Source organism: Acinetobacter sp. 766875 (assembly GCF_000582055.1).
Taxonomy (GTDB): domain Bacteria; phylum Pseudomonadota; class Gammaproteobacteria; order Pseudomonadales; family Moraxellaceae; genus Acinetobacter; species Acinetobacter nosocomialis.
On the sequence record NZ_JEXX01000018.1, the window covers coordinates 1 to 17,793 of the forward strand.

Sequence of the window (17,793 nt, forward strand, 5' to 3'; positions counted from 1 at the left end):
AGAGAGTCTGAATAAAGATTTGATCATTAAACAGCATTGAATAGCGGTGTCAGAGTAAGTTTGATTTCGACCATGCTTGCCTTGTGATTGTGCATACCACTGGGTCTTTGGATCGAACCAAATGGCAATATTCCCACGATTAATGAGAGCTCGGTTATATGCGGGCCAATTGGTTGTGCGGTAGATTTTTTGTGTAGGCTTCTTCATTTGAAAATTATATTGCTGAAGAAGCCCTTAAGAACAGCTTTGTGCAACAAAGCCCAATTAACTCATTAATATTAACCTTGCTCATATCCATTTTCTTCACCTCCAATTTGTGAAGCATCGCGTTATTTTTTAATAAACTATTTTGTTATTGGATTAGAGTCAAAAACCTAATTGATATATCTTTATGTCTTTAAGGTATTGTGCTTTTATTGGTTTAATTATTTGAAAAATATGTATTTATTTTTATTGTTTTAGCTGACTTTGTTGTGTCTTTAAAAGGGGGTTAAATATTGTATGATGAGAATTTTAAGGATTTTATAGATGTTTTTTTATAGATTTTATTGATGATAATCACTCTTAAAAATATCGTTAAATTTATATTATGAATTGAAGTGAAAATATAAAAACAAAATACTAAAGTCTATTATTTAATTATTTTAGAGATTCATCTTAAAAATGAAGTTTAATTTATATTTAATAAAAATCGCCAAATCAGAATTAGCAAATTATTTGCATCCTGATTTAGCGATTGAGGCTTTATTTTGGTGCTGGGCGTTTAGATAAAAAACTTAATTTGTGGTTGGCGTTGAGCGTGGTGTGAGAATGAAATGGGCGATTACACCAATACAAATACCCCAAAAGACTGAGCTTAATCCAAGGAAATGCATGCCTGATGCGGTAGCTAAAAAGGTAATAAGTGCAGCATCACGTTGATTGTCATTTTTCATGGCAACAGAAATATTGGTGGCAATTGCTCCAAGCAGGGCTAAACCTGCCAGTGCTGCCACAAGCTCTTTAGGAAGTAAGCTAAATAGCATGACAATACTGCCAGCAAATAAGCCTCCTAAAACATAAAAAATCCCATTGGCGATTCCTGCGATATAGCGTTTTTCTTTCAGTTCATGAGCATCTTTACCCATACATAAAGCAGCGGTAATTGAGGCAAGCACAATGGTAATACCACCGACACAGGCAACGGCTAACGAGGCAATACTGGTAGCTGTAATAATGGGTTTGGCTGGCGTGTCGTAACCGCTGAGTTTCATAATCGCCATACCCGGTAAAAATTGGCCGGTTAGGCTGACTAAAATGAGAGGAACAGCGAGGTTGAGTGTTGAATTCCACGTCCATTCTGGGCTAATCCACTGCGGAATAGCTAAACTAAAACTCACATCAACCGGATTCATTTTGCCTAAAGTGAGGCTTAATAAAACTCCGGCAGCTAACACCCAAATCATGGTGTAGCGCGGCATTAAACGTTTGGCAATTAAAAAGACAATGAGCATGCTAAATACAATAAAAGGCATGCTATCAGATGCAGTAAATAGACTAATACCAAATTGAAAAAGAATACCTGCCATCATGCCCGCAGCAACGTCTTGCGGAATCCACTTCAGTAATTTGTCGAAGTAACCTGTAATACCAATTAAAAAAATAACGATAGCGGAAGTAATATAGGCGGCTACTGCTTCATTCAAGGAGATATTGGGAAATAGGGTAACTAACAGGGCAGTGCCCGGTGCAGACCACGCGGTGATGACAGGAGTTTTATGCTTAATTGAAAGATAAATACCTGAAACGGCGGCACCAATTGAGATTCCCCAAATCCATGACACCATTATATCGGTGGACACATGGGCACGCTGAGCAGCTTGGAAAAAAATAATCAGTGGGCCTGAGTAAGAAATTAAAACTGCAAGAAAGCCAGCAACTGTTGCTGATATGGACCAGTCATTTTTTAATGTCTTGAACAGGGTTGCCATGTGAGATTGCCTCCATGCAAATCATATTATTTATCCAAACATATAAAAAGATCAGGGTTAACCCTGATCCCCACCTCCGACCGGAATGACCGATCCCGTCATATACGATGCGTCGTCTGATGCAAGAAATAAAATTGCATTGACTTGTTCTTGAATTGTGCCATACCGGCCCATAAATGTTCGATCTATTGTTTGATCAATCACTTGCTGCATCCAGTCTTTTTCATTTTGACTTAACGGGTTGACGTTACGTGGTACTTTGCGAGGCGGTGCTTCGGTTCCACCAGTCGCAACGGCATTGACTCGAATTCCGTCTTTGGCATGTTCAAAAGCCAGCGATGCGGTTAGCGCATTTACCCCGCCTTTAGATGCCGAGTAGGGAATACGGTTAATACCACGGGTTGCAATGGAAGATACATTTACAATAACACCCGATTGTTGCTTAATCATGGCCGGTAACACAGCGCGGCAGCACCATAAAGTTGGAAACAATGAGCGATTTACTTCCTTAATGATTTCTTCTTCGGAAAACTCTTCAAAAGGTTTCATCCAGATCGCGCCCCCTACATTATTGATCAAGACATCGACCCGACCATAATGCTCGATGGCTTTTGCAACAACCGCTTGTGCACCTGCATAGGTTTCAAGGTCAGCATTAATCGTGACAGCATCACCACCTGCACGCTGAATTTCTTTGAGAACGTCTTCAACATATTCAGAGCGGTCCGCCATGACGACTTGTCCGCCTTCAGCTGCAACTTGCAGTGCCACGCCACGACCAATTCCTTGGGCACTACCCGTAACAATCACGACTTTATCAGTAAATCTTTGACGGTTTGACATAGATAACTTCTCCACCTTGAATTAGTTTGCAGAGAATTTTTCAAACAAGAAATTAGTAGGTTTGATATTTTCAGTTTCTAACCAGCCACGTACCGCTTCTACCATTGGCACTGGGCCACATAGGTAAACATCGACGTCGCCACCGTTTAACCATTCACTTTCAATATGACCAGTCACATAGCCTTTGCGTTCATGGTTACTCTCAGGGCTTGCGACCACAGTTCGATATTCAAACCATGGGAATTTCGCCTGCAACTCGTTGAGCTTTTCTAAAGCAACCAAATCAAAGTCATTGGTGACACCAAAAACCAAGCGAACAGGTTGTTCTGAACCTTTCTCTTCGAGTACTTGTAGCATTGACATAAATGGGGCAATGCCAGTACCGCCTGCCAGCATAAGCACTGGACGCACTACATTACGCAAATAGAAGCTACCGAATGGTCCGGTAAAAGTCATTTTGTCGCCAGCTTTGGCATTCTTACTTAAGAATTCGCTCATTTTGCCATTCGGTACATTACGTACCACAAAGCCCGTTAAGCGATTGCCCGGTTTTGAGCTAAATGAATATGAACGGGTTTCGCCAGTTTCTGGAATGGCAACATTCACATACTGACCTGCAAGAAAATGAATATCCGGTTGGCCTTCATCAAGTTGAATATCAAAAGTGATGGTTGAGTCTGATAAATTTTCAACCCGGGCTAAGGTACCTTGAAAGCTATGAATTTCTGTTTTGCAGACATCTGATGAGGCTTGAATCTGAAATACGGCATCTGAAGTTGGGCGACATTGGCAAGCAAGAATATAGCCTTGTTCAGCTTCTTCCGGGGTTAATGCATCTTCAATATAGCTTTCTTCTGGCATGTCATAATTACCGGACTCGCAAAATGCGCGGCAAGTTCCACATGCACCATCACGGCAATCCAAAGGAATATTGATTTTTTGGCGATAAGCTGCGTCAGATAGGGTTTCGCCTTGAGCTACGTTAATAAAACGTGTAACACCATCTTCAAATTGAAGTGCAACATTGTGGTTTGACATGGCATGTATCCTACAAAATATTTGAAACTTTTACCCTCAGCCAACAGTCCGGTTAACTGAGGGGGTATGTCTTAAAGGTGGTAGATATCAATGACTTGATTGATGTAGTCATTTTTCAAAACGACATATTTGCTCAAGATTTTTGGTTGATCACCTGAAAAATCGATCACATAACGTGACATACCGAAATAGCTGTAATTTGTCTTGTAACGGAAACTCAAGGTATTCCAGTTAAAGCGAACAGTAACTTTATCTCCATCGCGATCGAGAACTTCAACGTTGGCAATATTGTGGCTTGTACGTGTGTCCGGCATGGTTGCAGATGAGCGCTCGGTTTTAATACGGAACACTCGATCTTCTAAACCTTGACGGTCTGGATAATAAATAAGTGAAATTTCAGATTGCGGATCTTCAGTTAATCTATCGTCGTCGTCCCAAGCTGGCATCCAGAAAGAAGCTTCCGGCGCATAGCATTCAAGCCAGTCATCCCATTGTTCATCATCTAAAAAGCGCGCTTCACGATAGAGAAACTGAGCAATATTTTCTAAAGTTGCTTTGTCTTGAGCACTCATGCTGTTTCTCCTTGATCAGCAATTTCTTTCTCTGATGCAATCGCATATTTCATGGTTTTTAACCAATATTGATGCTGGGCCAGATACAGGCCTTCATCTTCAGTTTTAATCCCACTTAACATGGGTTTTAAACCAATTTCATTTGCTGCATCGTCTGGTCCATAAATCCAGTGTTTTGAACCGCGGCACATGTCATTCCATTCAAGTGCAATACCGGCGTAGCCTGCCTGACAAGCACGGAACTCTTCTAAATCGTCTGGAGTTGCCATGCCTGAAGCATTAAAGAAATCTTCATACTGACGGATACGACGTGCGCGAGCTTCGGGTGCTTCACCTTTAGGTGCGATACAGTAAATAGTGACTTCAGTTCGATTAACCGAAAGTGGGCGAAGTACACGAATTTGCGAACCGAATTGATCCATCAAATAAACATTTGGATACAGACAAAGATTACGTGAACGCTCAATCATCCATTTCGACATCGCTTCACCGTATTTTTCGGTGTACTCGTCGGCTTTCGGGAAGTTAGGGCGGTCTTCTGGGTTTGCCCATTGTGTCCAAAGCAACATGTGGCCATTTTCAAAGCCATACGAGCCACCACCTTGTTTTCCCCAAGAACCCGCACTCATCGCACGGATGTTATCGGCAGCTTGAGTTTCTTTACGGTGTTGAGTCGTTGCTGCGTAGTTCCAGTGCACAGCAGAAACGTGGTAACCATCGGCACCATTTTCAGCAGTGAGTTTCCAGTTGCCTTCGTAGGTATAGGTAGATGAACCACGCAAAACTTCCAGACCATGTTCAGACTGATCAACAATCATGTCGATGATTTTGGTGGTTTCACCCAAGAATTCTTCAAGTGAAGGAACATCGGGATTTAAGCTACCAAATAAGAAACCTTTGTAGCTCTCAAAACGAGCTACTTTTTTAAGGTCGTGTGAGCCGTCTTGGTTAAAGCAGTCAGAATAGCCTGCTTCACTTGGATCTTTAACCTTAAGCAATTTACCTGAGTTATTAAAAGTCCAGCCGTGGAAAGGGCAAGTATACGTTGCTTTGTTACCACGCTTGTAACGGCAAAGTTGTGCTCCGCGGTGTGAACACGCATTGATCATGGCATTAAGTTCGCCGTTACGGTTACGGGCAATGATAATCGGCTGACGACCAATATAAGTAGTATAGTAGTCATTATTATTTGGAATTTGGCTCTCGTGTGCCAAGTAAACCCAGTTACCTTCGAAGATGTATTTCATTTCGAGGTCAAATAAGGCTTCATCAGTAAAAACTGAGCGGTGAAGTTTAAATTCACCTGTATCGATATTGTCTACAAGTAATTCATCAATACGGTCAAGATGGCTGGTATTGATTACAGGAATACGTGGCATGTCCGTTCTCCGACTTTCCAAAGGGTGGAAGTCATCAAGACCTTCGCTACGATTTAAAAGGTCTTGATATCCTAATATGTCAATGAAGCGTATAAACGCGTCGGGTGTTTAACCGCGAATGGATAAAGATAGATCGAATGTTGGCCAGTATCATTTCAATCGGTGCTATACAAGTGATCTATAACTTCATCGGGTTATTGCTTGTATATACCTTAAAAGAATGGTTAAACTGTGTCTAAGACTGAATTTGCATTTTAATATATCTTAAAGGTATGGAAACCTGATGGAACTAAGACATTTACGGTATTTTGTAGCTGTTGTAGAAGAACAGAGCTTCACCAAGGCAGCCGAAAAACTATTTATTGCTCAACCGCCTTTGAGTCGGCAAATCCAAAATTTAGAAAGTGAGCTTGGCATTCAACTGTTTGAACGAGGAAGCCGCCCTTTACAAACCACACCAGCAGGGCATTTCTTTTACCAGCATGCTGTTAAACTTTTGTCGAATGCTGAAGAAATAAAAAGTATGACCAAGCGTATTGGTCTCATCGAAAGAAGTATGACCATTGGTTTTGTCGGGTCTTTACTCTATGGTTTGCTGCCTCGAATCATTTATTTATTTCGTCAGCAGCAACCCCATCTGAATATTCAGCTCATGGAATTAAGTACAACCGAACAGTTACAGGCATTAAAAGAAGGTCGTATTGATGTCGGTTTTGGGCGTTTAAGAATTAGTGATCCCGCCGTGAGGCGAATTCTTTTACGTAAAGAGCGTTTGGTTGTTGCCGCGCATACCAGTCATCCAATTGCACAACGTACGGAAGGGGTATATCTAGCCGATTTGATTGATGAAAAGATGTTTATGTATCCCACCTCGCCGAAACCGAACTTCTCAACCCAGCTTTTGAATATTTTTGCCGAGCATAGTTTGGTTCCAAAAAATATGCATGAGATACGAGAAATTCAATTGGCTTTGGGCTTAGTCGCAGCGGGAGAAGGGATCTGTATTATTCCAGCAAGTGCCGATACCATTCGATTTCCACACTTAAACTATATTCCGATTTTAGATAACGGCGCGGTCAGTCCAATTTTTATTACTGCAAGGGCAATGGACCGAAGTGAAGATTTACAGTCATTGTTCGATTGTATTTATCAGGTTTATGACTTAGAAGGGATACCTTATCAACGGACTGTTTTTACACTCGATCAGAACCCGATAGATGATTCAAACGGTATCGATTTTTAAATAAAGAGAATGCATAGCTTCAAAGGTTGAAGCTATGCATTAAATGGTTCTAGAAAGCCCAAATCAGTTTTAGCCAGCTGGTATGGCCTTCGGGACGATATTCGACTTCGGTTTCTTTTAAAAATTTGGCTTCGATAGACCAGTTCTTATCGGCATATTGAATGCCTGGCCCAATTGCAAAAGCCTGTCCTTTAAACCCAATGTCACTTCCGTTTACTTTGTCATCTGTAGTTTGTTTAAAAGCATAGCCTTCAACTGCAACTTTGAGTTTGGCATTAATGCGGTAACCTAAGCTATAGTCACCCGCAATGTATTGGCCAGACTGGTAGTCGGTCGCGTCGTTACGTGTATTCCAGCTATAAGACAATTTAGTTGAAAGATCTAAACCTGCCGCGTTGGCATAACTATAGGCAAGTATAGGTCGAATGGTGTGATAGTTTTTCCCGAGATTGGCTTGAACTGGATGTGTCTCACTTGGAGTGTCATATTCACCTGTCCACAGTACGGTTTCTAAAGCTGCAATCCAGTGATGATTTCCTTGATGCCAGCCGAGCATACCACCCAAAATCAAGTCTCCGAGTCCTTGGTTTGAGTCAGCCATTCCATTTACTTTGAGTCTTAGATCCACCAATGGCTGGGCTGCATAAAACCCGAGTTGTCCATCCATAATTTTTTGATCGGTCATCCAGACCAACCGCGGAACCACGGCGTTGACATCAACATGGAACTGATCGGGACCATTTTGAAACTCTGATGCGTGGTAATTTTGATAATAACTGAGTAGATAGACCCCGGCAGGTGGTAGGGCACCGGCCATCATACCTTCGGCACCTAAAGCAAAAGAGTCTGAGCCATTTTCTATCGCAAATGCAGAAGGAAGGTAAAGGGTGCTGATAACACCACATATGATTGCAGCAATTTTGTTATTCATAGAATGTCCTATTCTGTGTTGTTTGGCTTGTCACTAAAAAAACGTTATTCCTTAACGGTCTTTAAAAATTTGAGTCTGTTTAAACTGTAAATTTTGAATGCAGAACTCTTGTGAGCTTTGTATTGGCTTTCTAAATTGCAAATACAAAGCTCATTTGAAAAAGTGGAGTGCTTAAAGGTTTATCTTTAAATATGTTTGAATAAAGCCGAACGTGACTGTCCAGCAGCACCATCGGCTGCACTTAAGAAACGTTCAGTGTGAATGTCCCGTTCGAATAAGCGACTTTGCATGAGTGTTGAAATTGCAGAGTCGATCATGATTGGTGGGCCACACAAATAGGCTTTGTGTCCACCACATCGATTTTCAAAGTAATCTGCAACAGCCTCGTGCACGAATCCGGTAAATCCAGTCCATTGGTCTTCTGCTTTTGGGGCATTAAGAGCAGGGATATAACGGAAGTTTGGATAGTCTTTCATGAGCTGTTCAAACAATTCTCGGTTGTATAACTCCGCCAAGTCTCGTGCGCCTTGGAAGAGGTAAATCGTGCGACTATCTCCAGACTCAAGTAAATCTAAAATCATCGATTGTGGACTTGAAAGACCTGAACCACCTGCAATGAAAATGGCATTTTGATCATCTGACTTGCGTACAAAAAATTGACCATAAGGACCTGAAATATCAAGTTGATCACCTGTAGCCAGTTGCTCATGTACATAAGTTGTCGCTGCACCGCCTTCGACTTTACGAATATGGAGCTCAACAATGCCCACTTCACTTGGCGCATTGGCAATTGAAAAAGCACGTGTTCCTTCAATGTTTGGAAATTGGACATTAATATATTGGCCAGCTTGGAACTCGATTGGGCGATCTAGTTGTAGTCGGATTCCTTTAATGGTTGGCGATAGGTCTTTTATATCAATGACGGTCGCTTGATAGTCTTGAACCAGATGGCCTAAGAAATCTGGGTCTTCATCAACATCGGCTTCAATGACCATATCGGATTGTGGTTTGCAGCAGCAGGCAAGCACCTTATTTTCATCACGTTCAATATCCATGAGTGCAAATGGAGAGGCTTCACCAACATCGTAAAAACCGTCGCTGACTTGAACCTTACATGTCCCGCAAGTGCCATGACCACAGGCAAAGGGTAACCAAACGCCATGACGTAAAGCGGCATCTAAAATGGTTTGGTCCTCTTCTACTTCAATCGTTGTTCCGATCGGCTCAATGGTGACTTGATAACTCATGACACACCTCCGAATTAAACGTAGCTGTCGTTATAGCCATTTAATTCTGGCGTAACGAAACGAAGTAATGACTTATGACCAAAACCAAGCTCTGCCAAGCTTCGCGTGCTCTCTGGATTGATTGTTTGACCATCTAAGGTGTATTGCACTTTTGACCAATCAATTTTGGCAAAATCTGGATGTTGGGCAAAACCACCTGTAATTTGTTGCTCAATCAACTGTTCAAAAGTTTGTTGAGGCGAGGCAAGCATGGCATGTGCCGAGCAAAAAAGGGTGTGATGATCCCAACCCACGTAAAGTAAGAATTGATCGCCATAATTTTTTTGCAGATCCAGTGGTTCAAATTGATAGTTGTTGTGTATCGCGCGAACAGTCATGTTCAATCTCCTTATTTCCGATCAGGCAGCTTGATGACTGCCTGAATAATTCCTTGTGCTTAAGCTGCGTTGCCTTTCCATTTTTTCCAGCGCTGTTGGTCTGGTGAACCTTCAATATCCAGATTGTCGGCACCGACATTCATGAGGTAATAATCGCGGAGCATGGTTTCGAGGTCACCGCCACCACAGTTACCTTGTAAAATTTGATTTACAGGTAGCCATGCTTGTATATATTTTTCAGGCTCGCGCTCGAAAATGTCATGACAGCCATCTGAACAGGTGTGGTAGCGTTCGCCTTGGTAGATGCTATGGCGATAACTAAACTGAGTCGGATCATCGCCCATTTCGGTAAAGGTCATTGGTATCTGACAAACCTGACAAAGCTGTGGTAAACCTGCGCTGTAGAAGCGTTTACCTTCAGCTTCCATTTTGCGAGCTAACTCCCATTTTGGACGGTAGTATTTATCGAAAGTGTCCGGATATTTAGCCGATAGCCAATCCATTTCTTCGTCGGTTGGAATCCATGTATGGAAACCAGCAGCATGACCAAAGTTATAGAAAATCCACCATGCCTGATGTGAGACATGCTCTTTTTCTTTCACAATGACATCGCTATATTTCGGCATGCGAATGCCATAACGGCTTAAATCTTTAAATAAGGCACCGCCTGCCTGTTCAAAATAAACTTCCCAAGCTTCTTTCCACGACATCACTTTGTTTGGCAGCATGTAATCCATCATCATGCCCACAATTGAAAGTAAACGCGTCCCACGCCAGAACCATTTATCAATCCATTCCTGCACAATTGGCACGTTGTCTTCATGCTGTTCGAGCAAGAATTTTACGATTTCAAGACCAAGCGTCATGTGACGCGCTTCATCAGACTGCGCACTAAAACCAAAGGTCACGGTTGCCATATCGCCGTTATAAGCTGCACCCGACATAAACGGAACAAACAGTAAGTTGGTAAGTACATATTCAAAAGCAAAACTAATCGCTAATAAAAACTCGAAAGGGCCAGCAGAACGGGCATCTTCGAAAAATGATTTAGGTACAGACAAATACCAAACGCGGTCATGCATGTGTGCCCAATCCTGAAAACCATCAAAGAACTTGTTGTAATGGCTCATGGCATGAATTTGAGTCTGTACATGACGCAGCTCATCAATCGACTGCATCTGAGAAGCAATACGTGCTCCAATTCCACTAAACTGGCGGCCTACATGGGCATAACCTTGATAAGCTTGATATTCAAGTGGAGTCACCGCCGTTAAAAAGAGTTTGATCGCATTTAAGTAGCGTTCATTACTGACATTCATCTGACCGTTGTTTTGAGCAAACGCATCAAAAATGGCATAAAGTTTTTTCTCTTTTTCTGCCTGATATTTCCAGTAAGCATCCATAGTTAAACGGAATGGATCTTCCCATTTAGACCAGTCCGTAATTTTGATGCCTTCAAACTCTTCATAAGGGAAGGCATCTTTACGGTCAGCATAGGAAAAGTCCCAGTCCAGATCACGGGTTAATGCACGGTAACGATCTTTCGCATTTAATTTTTTGCTGGTTTCTTTCGTTTGAGTTGTCATGATTGATCATCCTTAAATCTTTGTTAAACAACGTCTATGTTGTGATTAATTCCAATGAAGGCGGAAAGTATCGTCATCTTCTTCGACGTTGCCGCCCAGCGTAATCATGTTGAGTTGTAATGATTGGATGTCCCAATCTTGGCCTAGTTTTTCAGATACGGTTTCGGCTTTAATCACCAAATCAGTTTCACTTTCAATTCGGATCATGGCGGGTAAATACTGAATTGAAGCTTCAGGGTTATCTTCTTCAATCGCTTCGAGGATGTAGCGTGAAGTATCGTTGTCTTGTAACGCGAGATAGACTTTAGACATGTTGCTTCTCCTTAAGCATTTGTAAGTGGTTGTAGGCCGAGTTTTTTTGCACGTTCAATAACGGCTTGTTCTGCTTGATCAATTGCCTCTGCTGTTAAGGCTGCTGTTGCCCAAGGTGTAAAGGCTGCTTTCACTTGAGCTAGAGACTCAGTGAACCATTCATTTAATAGCTGTTTGTTATGATCGGATTCTGCTGCCGCAGTTTTAATGACGGTGTCTGACCACTTACGTAAATCACCTAAAGTGTCTTTCATAAATTCAGTCAGCATGGCTAAGTCGCGAGCATTTTGAGTGACTAACCACTGATCAAACTGTTGATAGACGAGCTCTGTCACAAAGCAGTCAATCACAAGATTTTGTAATAAGAAAAGTTTGAAGTAGTCTTGCTCGGTGAGGCTTTCTTCACACAGACGGCGTAAGCCTTGCCATGCAGGATGTTGCATCCAAGCCTGTTTTGCCTGCTGTAGTGAGTCGCCGCTGTTGCCATCTAAAGCTAAGCCAATACGCGAGATGTACTGCGCAATTCCTAAATGATCCATCGCGGCATAAATACAAGCTTGGGTAAGCACGGTGCCATAACCATAGGCACTGCCAGACATCATGTGTAAGTTTGCAGTTTGTTCAACGTGGCGAAATGGCAATAGGCACTCAATGACCTTAGCTTTGACTTCATCAGACAAATGTTCTGCAAGCTGACGTTTTTCGAAAAAAGCAAAATTACTTTCGGCAGTGTCTTGTAAACGCGCACGGTGCTGAACATAAGTTCCATAATAGAATTGACGTGGATCTTTGAATGCATACCAATCTTGCATTTGCAGGGTAGTATGGGTTTTGTCATTTAAAGTCTTTTCAGGTTTCCACAAAGGACGATAGTGAAAGTTAGTTTCTGCCTGTACATCGAAACTTACTTCTTGATATCGAGTAGCTGGCTTACTACCAAATCGTCTTTCGATATAGGCGTAGTTCTGGCGGATAGGTTCGACATTTGACGTTTTGATTTCTAAAGTCATGGCTTTATCTCCTTATATTTTTTACATTTGATCATCGTGATCGTTGCTATTACGTTGCGTGCCGACTAAGGTTGCTTCAGTGCCATAGCGCCATTTTTCTTCCTGAGCATCGTTAAAAGCTTGCTGCTCTTGGGTCATTTCAACCACTTGATTAGTCTTACAAAAATCATTAAATGCATGTTTAGGCAAAACCAGTTCCACAAATAGACTTGGATCGTGAATGGCAAAATCGAATTCGATAAACTCTGCGTTTAAGTCGCCAGTGACCCGAATATATTTGGTTAATGCTTCGACTTGAGGTTGCGTCATGCTGTACTCCATCAAGACATGGTCTTGAAATTGATGAATGCTCCTTGCTCTCGCTATAAGCTTTACAAAAGCTATGCCAACTTTATTTTTATTATTAAAAGCAATTAATTAAGATTTTTATGGAAAATGAGGAATTTTTTAAATTCACCATTTCATGAATTTTTTTGAATGGTGAAATAGAGATATTCATGATTTGATGAAGAGGGTCGTAGAAATTTTTTTTAGAATGTTTGAGGCTTTAAAAGGAGAGATTTAGAAATACTTTTTTAGTATGAAGTTATGTCTTTAAGGTACTAGGACATTTATCTGGTTCTTCGATAAGATGAGATAAAACCCAAATGTGTTTAATGGATTAAAACAGATCACTCATGGCTCGAGTAAAATACGATACAACGGGACGATACGCAGATCATCCGCAAGAAATTCACGATTTGCTGTCTAAACTGCACTTTGATACTGCCCACGGTCAAATCTGGTTTGATGAATATCGCATGCTGCTTTTACACACCAGCATTATGGGATATTTGCGTAAAGACTTAGCACACATGATAGGCCTTGAGCGGACTAAGCGTTTCTTTATTCGCTTAGGGTATCAAGCTGGGTTAAAAGATGCAGAAGTTACAACAAAAATGCGTCCCGATTTAAATGAACACGATGCTTTTATGGCAGGCCCACAAATGCACGCCATTCGTGGAATGGTGCAAGTACAGGCCAACCAGCTCAATTTAAGCCACGATAAAAAACAGTTTTATGCCGATTTAAATTGGCTTAACTCTTTTGAAGCTGATGTGCATTTAGAGCATTTTGGCCCAAGTGATGAACCTGCGTGCTGGATGCTTCTGGGTTATGCATGCGGCTACAGTAGTTTTGCGACGGGCATGACCATTATTTATCAAGAAATAGAGTGTAAAGCTTGCGGCGATGAGCATTGCCGTATTATCGGTAAGCCTTTAGAAGAGTGGGAAAATGCAGATGAGCTGATTCAATTCATGTCCCCCGAACCCATGGAAAAAGAACTGATTGCGTTGCAGGCTGAACTTTTTGAGCTTAAAAAATCAATTTATAGCGACAGTGAAGCCGATTACCAATTATTTAGTTCTGTGGGTAAGTCAGCATCTTATAAACAGGTCTGTGCATTGTTAACAAAGGCAGCAGGTTCTAAAGTTTCTATTTTGTTACAAGGCGAAACAGGGGTTGGTAAAGAAGCTTTTGCACGAGGAGTTCATGAAAATAGCCAAAGAAAAGACCAGCCTTTTATTGCGGTAAATTGTGCAGCGATTCCGCCAGAATTAATTGAGTCTGAGCTATTTGGTGTAGAAAAAGGTGCTTATACAGGAGCGCATCAATCTCGCTTGGGCAAGTTTGAACGAGCCAATGGTGGTACGATTTTTTTAGACGAAGTGATTGAGCTTTCACCTCGTGCACAAGCAGCACTATTACGCATTTTGCAAGAAGGTGAATTTGAGCGAGTAGGAGACTCACAAACTCGTATTTTAGATGTTCGTGTAATTACAGCAACCAATGAAGATCTTGAGCAGGCTGTGAAAACAGGGCGCTTTCGGGCAGATTTGTATTATCGCTTAAATATTTTTCCAGTTCAGATTCCGCCTTTGCGGGAGCGCCGTGAAGATATTCCTTTATTGGTTGAACACTTTCTTCATCGTTTTGAAAAAATGTACGGCAAAACTATTCAGGGCGTAAGTGAAAAGACCAAAGTTTTTATGCAGCAATATGAATGGCCGGGAAATATTCGTGAGTTGGAAAACTTATTAGAAAGGGCGGTTTTATTAACGGATGATCAGCAACTGATTAAGTTAAATGCCATTTTTCCACAGATCAAGCATGACCCAGAGCAGGCTGTAGCTGTTGAAACTGACTTTGAGCAATTATTAAAGGCAGAGTTTAATTTAGAAGAACACGAAAAGCAGTTAATTTTAACAGCTTTAAAAAAGGCAAATCATAATGTGTCAGAAGCGGCACGCTTATTGGGACTAACTCGGGCAGCACTGGATTATCGAATTAAAAAATTTCAGCTTTGAGTCAATATCAACAAGCTCAAAAATAAAGGCCTAACTTTAAACGTTAAGCCTTATTGATTATTGCACTTTCGCTGGGAAACCATCTTCTTCAAGTGCTTCAGTAATTTTATCGACGCTTTCACTGCTTTCAACAGTTACGATTTTGTTTGCTAAATCTACATCTACTTTTGCATTTGGATCGATATCTTGAATCGTCGCAGTCACGCCACGAGCGCAGCCACCACAAGTCATATTTTCAATAAGTAGTTTCATGTTCATACTCCATCAAGAATGAGATGTTTGTTTGGATAACACTGAGTCTAAACCTTGTCATGATTGTAAGGTCAAGACTAATTTTTTAAAAAAATATGCTTGACCTTCCCATGATGGGAATCTGTATGCTCAATACAGAATATTAAATTTTGCAGATTTGCAGAGGTGTTTGATGGACTCAAAAAACACAAAATTGCCAGCATATAGTGAAACACTTTCAATCGAAGGCATGACCTGTGCCTCGTGTGTAGGTCGTGTCGAAAAAGTACTTAAGAAAGTTGAAAATGTAGAGATTGCTAACGTTAATTTGGCAACAGAAAAAGCGGTTGTTTATTCAAATCAACCGATTCAGCGCGAAGCACTGGTTAAAGCAGTTGAACGAGCAGGTTATGATGTTCCAAAAGCCGCACCAGTGGAGTTGTCTATTGAGGGTATGACTTGTGCATCTTGTGTTGCACGTGTTGAAAAAGCCCTTAAAAAAGTAGACGGCGTTCAAGAAGCCACCGTCAACTTAGCAACAGAGCAAGCTTGGGTGCAGGCAGATAATTCAGTTAATGTCGAGGATTTAATTCGCGCTGTTAAAAAAGCAGGTTATGACGCGAAAGCATCTGAAAAAAATCAAGATGAGCAACTCGATAAAAAAGCGTCAGAGTTAGATCAGCTTAAAAAAGATTTGATCATTTCGATTGTGTTGGCTTTACCTGTGTTTATTTTAGAAATGGGTTCACATCTCATTCCAGCTTTTCACATGTGGGTCATGAACACGATTGGACAATACAATAGCTGGCTTTTACAGTTTGTTTTGACCACATTAGTTCTCATTTTTCCTGGTCGCCGTTTTTACCAAAAAGGGATTCCAGCTCTATGGCGTTTGGCGCCAGATATGAACTCGCTAGTGGCTGTTGGAACCTTGGCTGCCTACAGTTTCTCAGTCGTAGCAACCTTCATGCCGCAGGTTTTACCACAAGGCACGGTTAATGTTTACTTTGAAGCGGCTGCCGTTATTGTCAGTTTAATTTTACTCGGACGTTATTTTGAAGCCAAAGCTAAAGGACGTACTTCACAAGCTATTCAACATTTAGTGGGAATGCAGCCCAAAATGGCTCGTATCCAGCGTGATGGACAAGTAGTGGAGGTTGCAGTTGCCGACGTGGTCAGTGGAACTATTGTAGAAATTCGCCCAGGTGAACGTGTACCTGTCGATGGTGAAGTGGTTGAAGGACACAGCTACATTGATGAATCTATGATTACGGGGGAACCTGTCCCTGTTGAAAAAATAGTAGGGCAACAAGTAGTTGGGGGTACAGTCAATCAAAACGGGATTCTAAACATTCGGGCAACCGCCGTTGGTTCTTCGTCTGTACTTTCACAAATTATTCGCATGGTTGAGCAAGCCCAAGGTTCTAAACTTCCGATTCAGGGGGTGGTCGATAAAGTCACTATGTGGTTTGTACCGGTAGTGATGTTAATTGCTGCAATTACTTTCTTGGTTTGGTTTATTTGGGGGCCAGAGCCTGCGCTGACTTTTGGTTTAGTGAATGCTGTTGCGGTACTCATTATCGCGTGCCCTTGTGCGATGGGACTTGCAACACCAACCTCAATTATGGTCGGTACTGGACGTGGTGCTGAGTTAGGGGTTCTGTTCCGTAAAGGTGAAGCTTTGCAGCTTTTACAAGAAGCACAGGTTGTTGCAGTTGATAAAACGGGAACACTCACCGAAGGTAAACCGACACTCACTGACTTTAATGTGCAATCTGGCTTTGACCGTAAACAAGTGCTGACTTTAGTTGCCTCAGTCGAAGCCAAGTCTGAACATCCAATTGCTTTAGCTATTGTCCAAGCAGCAGAAAGTGAAGGCTTAAACTTATTACCAGTAACAGCATTTAACTCGATTACGGGTTCAGGTATTGAAGCAGAAGTTTCAGGTCAAAAAGTACAAATTGGTGCAGACCGTTATATGCACCAACTTGGTTTAAACACCAGCTCATTCCAAGCGATAGCTGCTCAGTTAGGTGAAGAAGGTAAAACACCGCTATATGTTGCTATCGAGCAGCAACTTGCAGCAATTATTGCTGTTGCAGACCCAATTAAAGAAACAACCTATGCTGCGATTGAAGCTTTACATCAATTAGGTCTTAAGGTTGCCATGATTACAGGAGACAATCGTCATACGGCGCAAGCGATTGCTAAAAAGCTGAACATTGATGAAGTTGTGGCAGAGGTTTTACCTGAAGGCAAAGTTGATACAGTTCGCCAACTACAAAAACAATATGGTCGTTTGGCTTTCGTAGGCGATGGCATTAACGATGCTCCAGCCTTGGCGCAAGCAGATGTTGGTTTAGCCATTGGTACAGGAACAGATGTTGCTATTGAAGCTGCCGATGTTGTGCTCATGTCAGGTAGTTTAAAAGGTGTACCGAATGCAATTGCATTAAGTAAAGCAACCATGCGAAACATACGTCAAAATCTGTTCTGGGCATTTGTATATAACGTTGCACTTATTCCAATTGCAGCAGGTGCGCTTTATCCAGCATTTGGTGTGTTACTTTCACCGATGTTTGCAGCAGGCGCGATGGCACTTTCTTCGGTTTTTGTTTTAGGCAATGCATTACGCTTAAAACGTTTTCATGCGCCAGTAGAGTAAGGGTGCTGAAAATCAACTTTTGGTTTAAGATCATGACAGCA

16 protein-coding genes and 1 pseudogene are annotated in these 17,793 nt (G+C 41.7%); 3 read left to right on the forward strand and 14 right to left on the reverse strand.

Annotation, left to right across the window (positions count from 1 at the left end):
- From J576_RS14030 to benA, 6 genes and pseudogenes are all read right to left on the reverse strand, one after another.
- A partial coding sequence (locus J576_RS14030; RefSeq protein ID WP_033855643.1) for a transposase occupies window positions 1-207 on the reverse strand: 207 nt, incomplete at its 3' end.
- A 569-nt stretch (window positions 208-776) separates the two neighbouring features.
- Window positions 777-1,970 carry a benzoate/H(+) symporter BenE gene (benE, locus tag J576_RS14035; RefSeq protein ID WP_002048748.1) on the reverse strand — a complete coding sequence of 398 codons (1,194 nt, stop codon included), beginning with the start codon at window positions 1,968-1,970 and terminating at the stop codon, window positions 777-779.
- A 57-nt stretch (window positions 1,971-2,027) separates the two neighbouring features.
- Window positions 2,028-2,813: a 1,6-dihydroxycyclohexa-2,4-diene-1-carboxylate dehydrogenase gene (locus J576_RS14040; protein ID WP_002048749.1), complete on the reverse strand. Its 786-nt coding sequence runs from the start codon at window positions 2,811-2,813 to the stop codon at window positions 2,028-2,030.
- 21 nt (window positions 2,814-2,834) lie between these two features.
- Entirely contained in the window at window positions 2,835-3,851 is a 1,017-nt protein-coding gene (gene benC / locus J576_RS14045; protein ID WP_002048784.1) for a benzoate 1,2-dioxygenase electron transfer component BenC, read from the reverse strand.
- Between the two features lie 52 nt (window positions 3,852-3,903).
- Window positions 3,904-4,423, reverse strand: a pseudogene (benB, locus tag J576_RS14050) (benzoate 1,2-dioxygenase small subunit).
- On the reverse strand, window positions 4,420-5,802 hold the full coding sequence (benA, locus tag J576_RS14055; RefSeq protein ID WP_002048751.1) for a benzoate 1,2-dioxygenase large subunit: 1,383 nt from the start codon (window positions 5,800-5,802) through the stop codon (window positions 4,420-4,422). The pseudogene benB and the gene benA overlap by 4 nt, the downstream one beginning before the upstream one ends.
- A 283-nt stretch (window positions 5,803-6,085) precedes the next feature.
- Here benA and J576_RS14060 point away from each other — a divergent pair, with 283 nt between their 5' ends.
- The gene (locus J576_RS14060) at window positions 6,086-7,045 is read left to right on the forward strand and encodes a LysR family transcriptional regulator (protein ID WP_000423280.1); all 960 of its coding nucleotides are present in this window, start codon (window positions 6,086-6,088) and stop codon (window positions 7,043-7,045) included.
- A gap of 49 nt (window positions 7,046-7,094) precedes the next feature.
- Here J576_RS14060 and J576_RS14065 read toward each other — a convergent pair whose 3' ends face one another.
- From J576_RS14065 to J576_RS14095, 7 genes are all read right to left on the reverse strand, one after another.
- The gene (locus J576_RS14065) at window positions 7,095-7,976 is read right to left on the reverse strand and encodes a SphA family protein (protein WP_002048774.1); all 882 of its coding nucleotides are present in this window, start codon (window positions 7,974-7,976) and stop codon (window positions 7,095-7,097) included.
- A gap of 185 nt (window positions 7,977-8,161) precedes the next feature.
- Window positions 8,162-9,223: an NADH:ubiquinone reductase (Na(+)-transporting) subunit F gene (locus J576_RS14070; protein WP_002048750.1), complete on the reverse strand. Its 1,062-nt coding sequence runs from the start codon at window positions 9,221-9,223 to the stop codon at window positions 8,162-8,164.
- A gap of 14 nt (window positions 9,224-9,237) precedes the next feature.
- Entirely contained in the window at window positions 9,238-9,600 is a 363-nt protein-coding gene (locus tag J576_RS14075; RefSeq protein WP_002048754.1) for a phenol hydroxylase subunit P4, read from the reverse strand.
- A gap of 59 nt (window positions 9,601-9,659) precedes the next feature.
- Window positions 9,660-11,186, reverse strand: coding sequence for an aromatic/alkene/methane monooxygenase hydroxylase/oxygenase subunit alpha (locus J576_RS14080; RefSeq protein ID WP_002048770.1), 1,527 nt, complete (start codon window positions 11,184-11,186; stop codon window positions 9,660-9,662).
- Window positions 11,187-11,231: 45 nt separating this feature from the next.
- On the reverse strand, window positions 11,232-11,498 hold the full coding sequence (locus tag J576_RS14085) for an MmoB/DmpM family protein (protein ID WP_000049450.1): 267 nt from the start codon (window positions 11,496-11,498) through the stop codon (window positions 11,232-11,234).
- 11 nt (window positions 11,499-11,509) lie between these two features.
- On the reverse strand, window positions 11,510-12,508 hold the full coding sequence (locus J576_RS14090) for an aromatic/alkene monooxygenase hydroxylase subunit beta (protein WP_002048769.1): 999 nt from the start codon (window positions 12,506-12,508) through the stop codon (window positions 11,510-11,512).
- A 21-nt stretch (window positions 12,509-12,529) separates the two neighbouring features.
- Window positions 12,530-12,817 carry a phenol hydroxylase subunit gene (locus J576_RS14095; protein WP_000193471.1) on the reverse strand — a complete coding sequence of 96 codons (288 nt, stop codon included), beginning with the start codon at window positions 12,815-12,817 and terminating at the stop codon, window positions 12,530-12,532.
- Window positions 12,818-13,185: 368 nt separating this feature from the next.
- Between J576_RS14095 and mobR the strand changes: the two genes are divergently transcribed.
- Window positions 13,186-14,856 (forward strand): phenol degradation transcriptional regulator MobR, encoded by a 1,671-nt coding sequence (gene mobR / locus J576_RS14100; RefSeq protein ID WP_002048777.1) that lies wholly within the window; start codon window positions 13,186-13,188, stop codon window positions 14,854-14,856.
- Between the two features lie 57 nt (window positions 14,857-14,913).
- Here mobR and J576_RS14105 read toward each other — a convergent pair whose 3' ends face one another.
- A complete protein-coding gene (locus J576_RS14105) occupies window positions 14,914-15,114 on the reverse strand; it encodes a heavy-metal-associated domain-containing protein (RefSeq protein ID WP_081400887.1) in 201 nt (66 codons plus the stop codon).
- Between the two features lie 166 nt (window positions 15,115-15,280).
- Between J576_RS14105 and J576_RS14110 the strand changes: the two genes are divergently transcribed.
- Window positions 15,281-17,752: a heavy metal translocating P-type ATPase gene (locus tag J576_RS14110; RefSeq protein WP_002048758.1), complete on the forward strand. Its 2,472-nt coding sequence runs from the start codon at window positions 15,281-15,283 to the stop codon at window positions 17,750-17,752.
- Window positions 17,753-17,793: the final 41 nt, after the last annotated feature.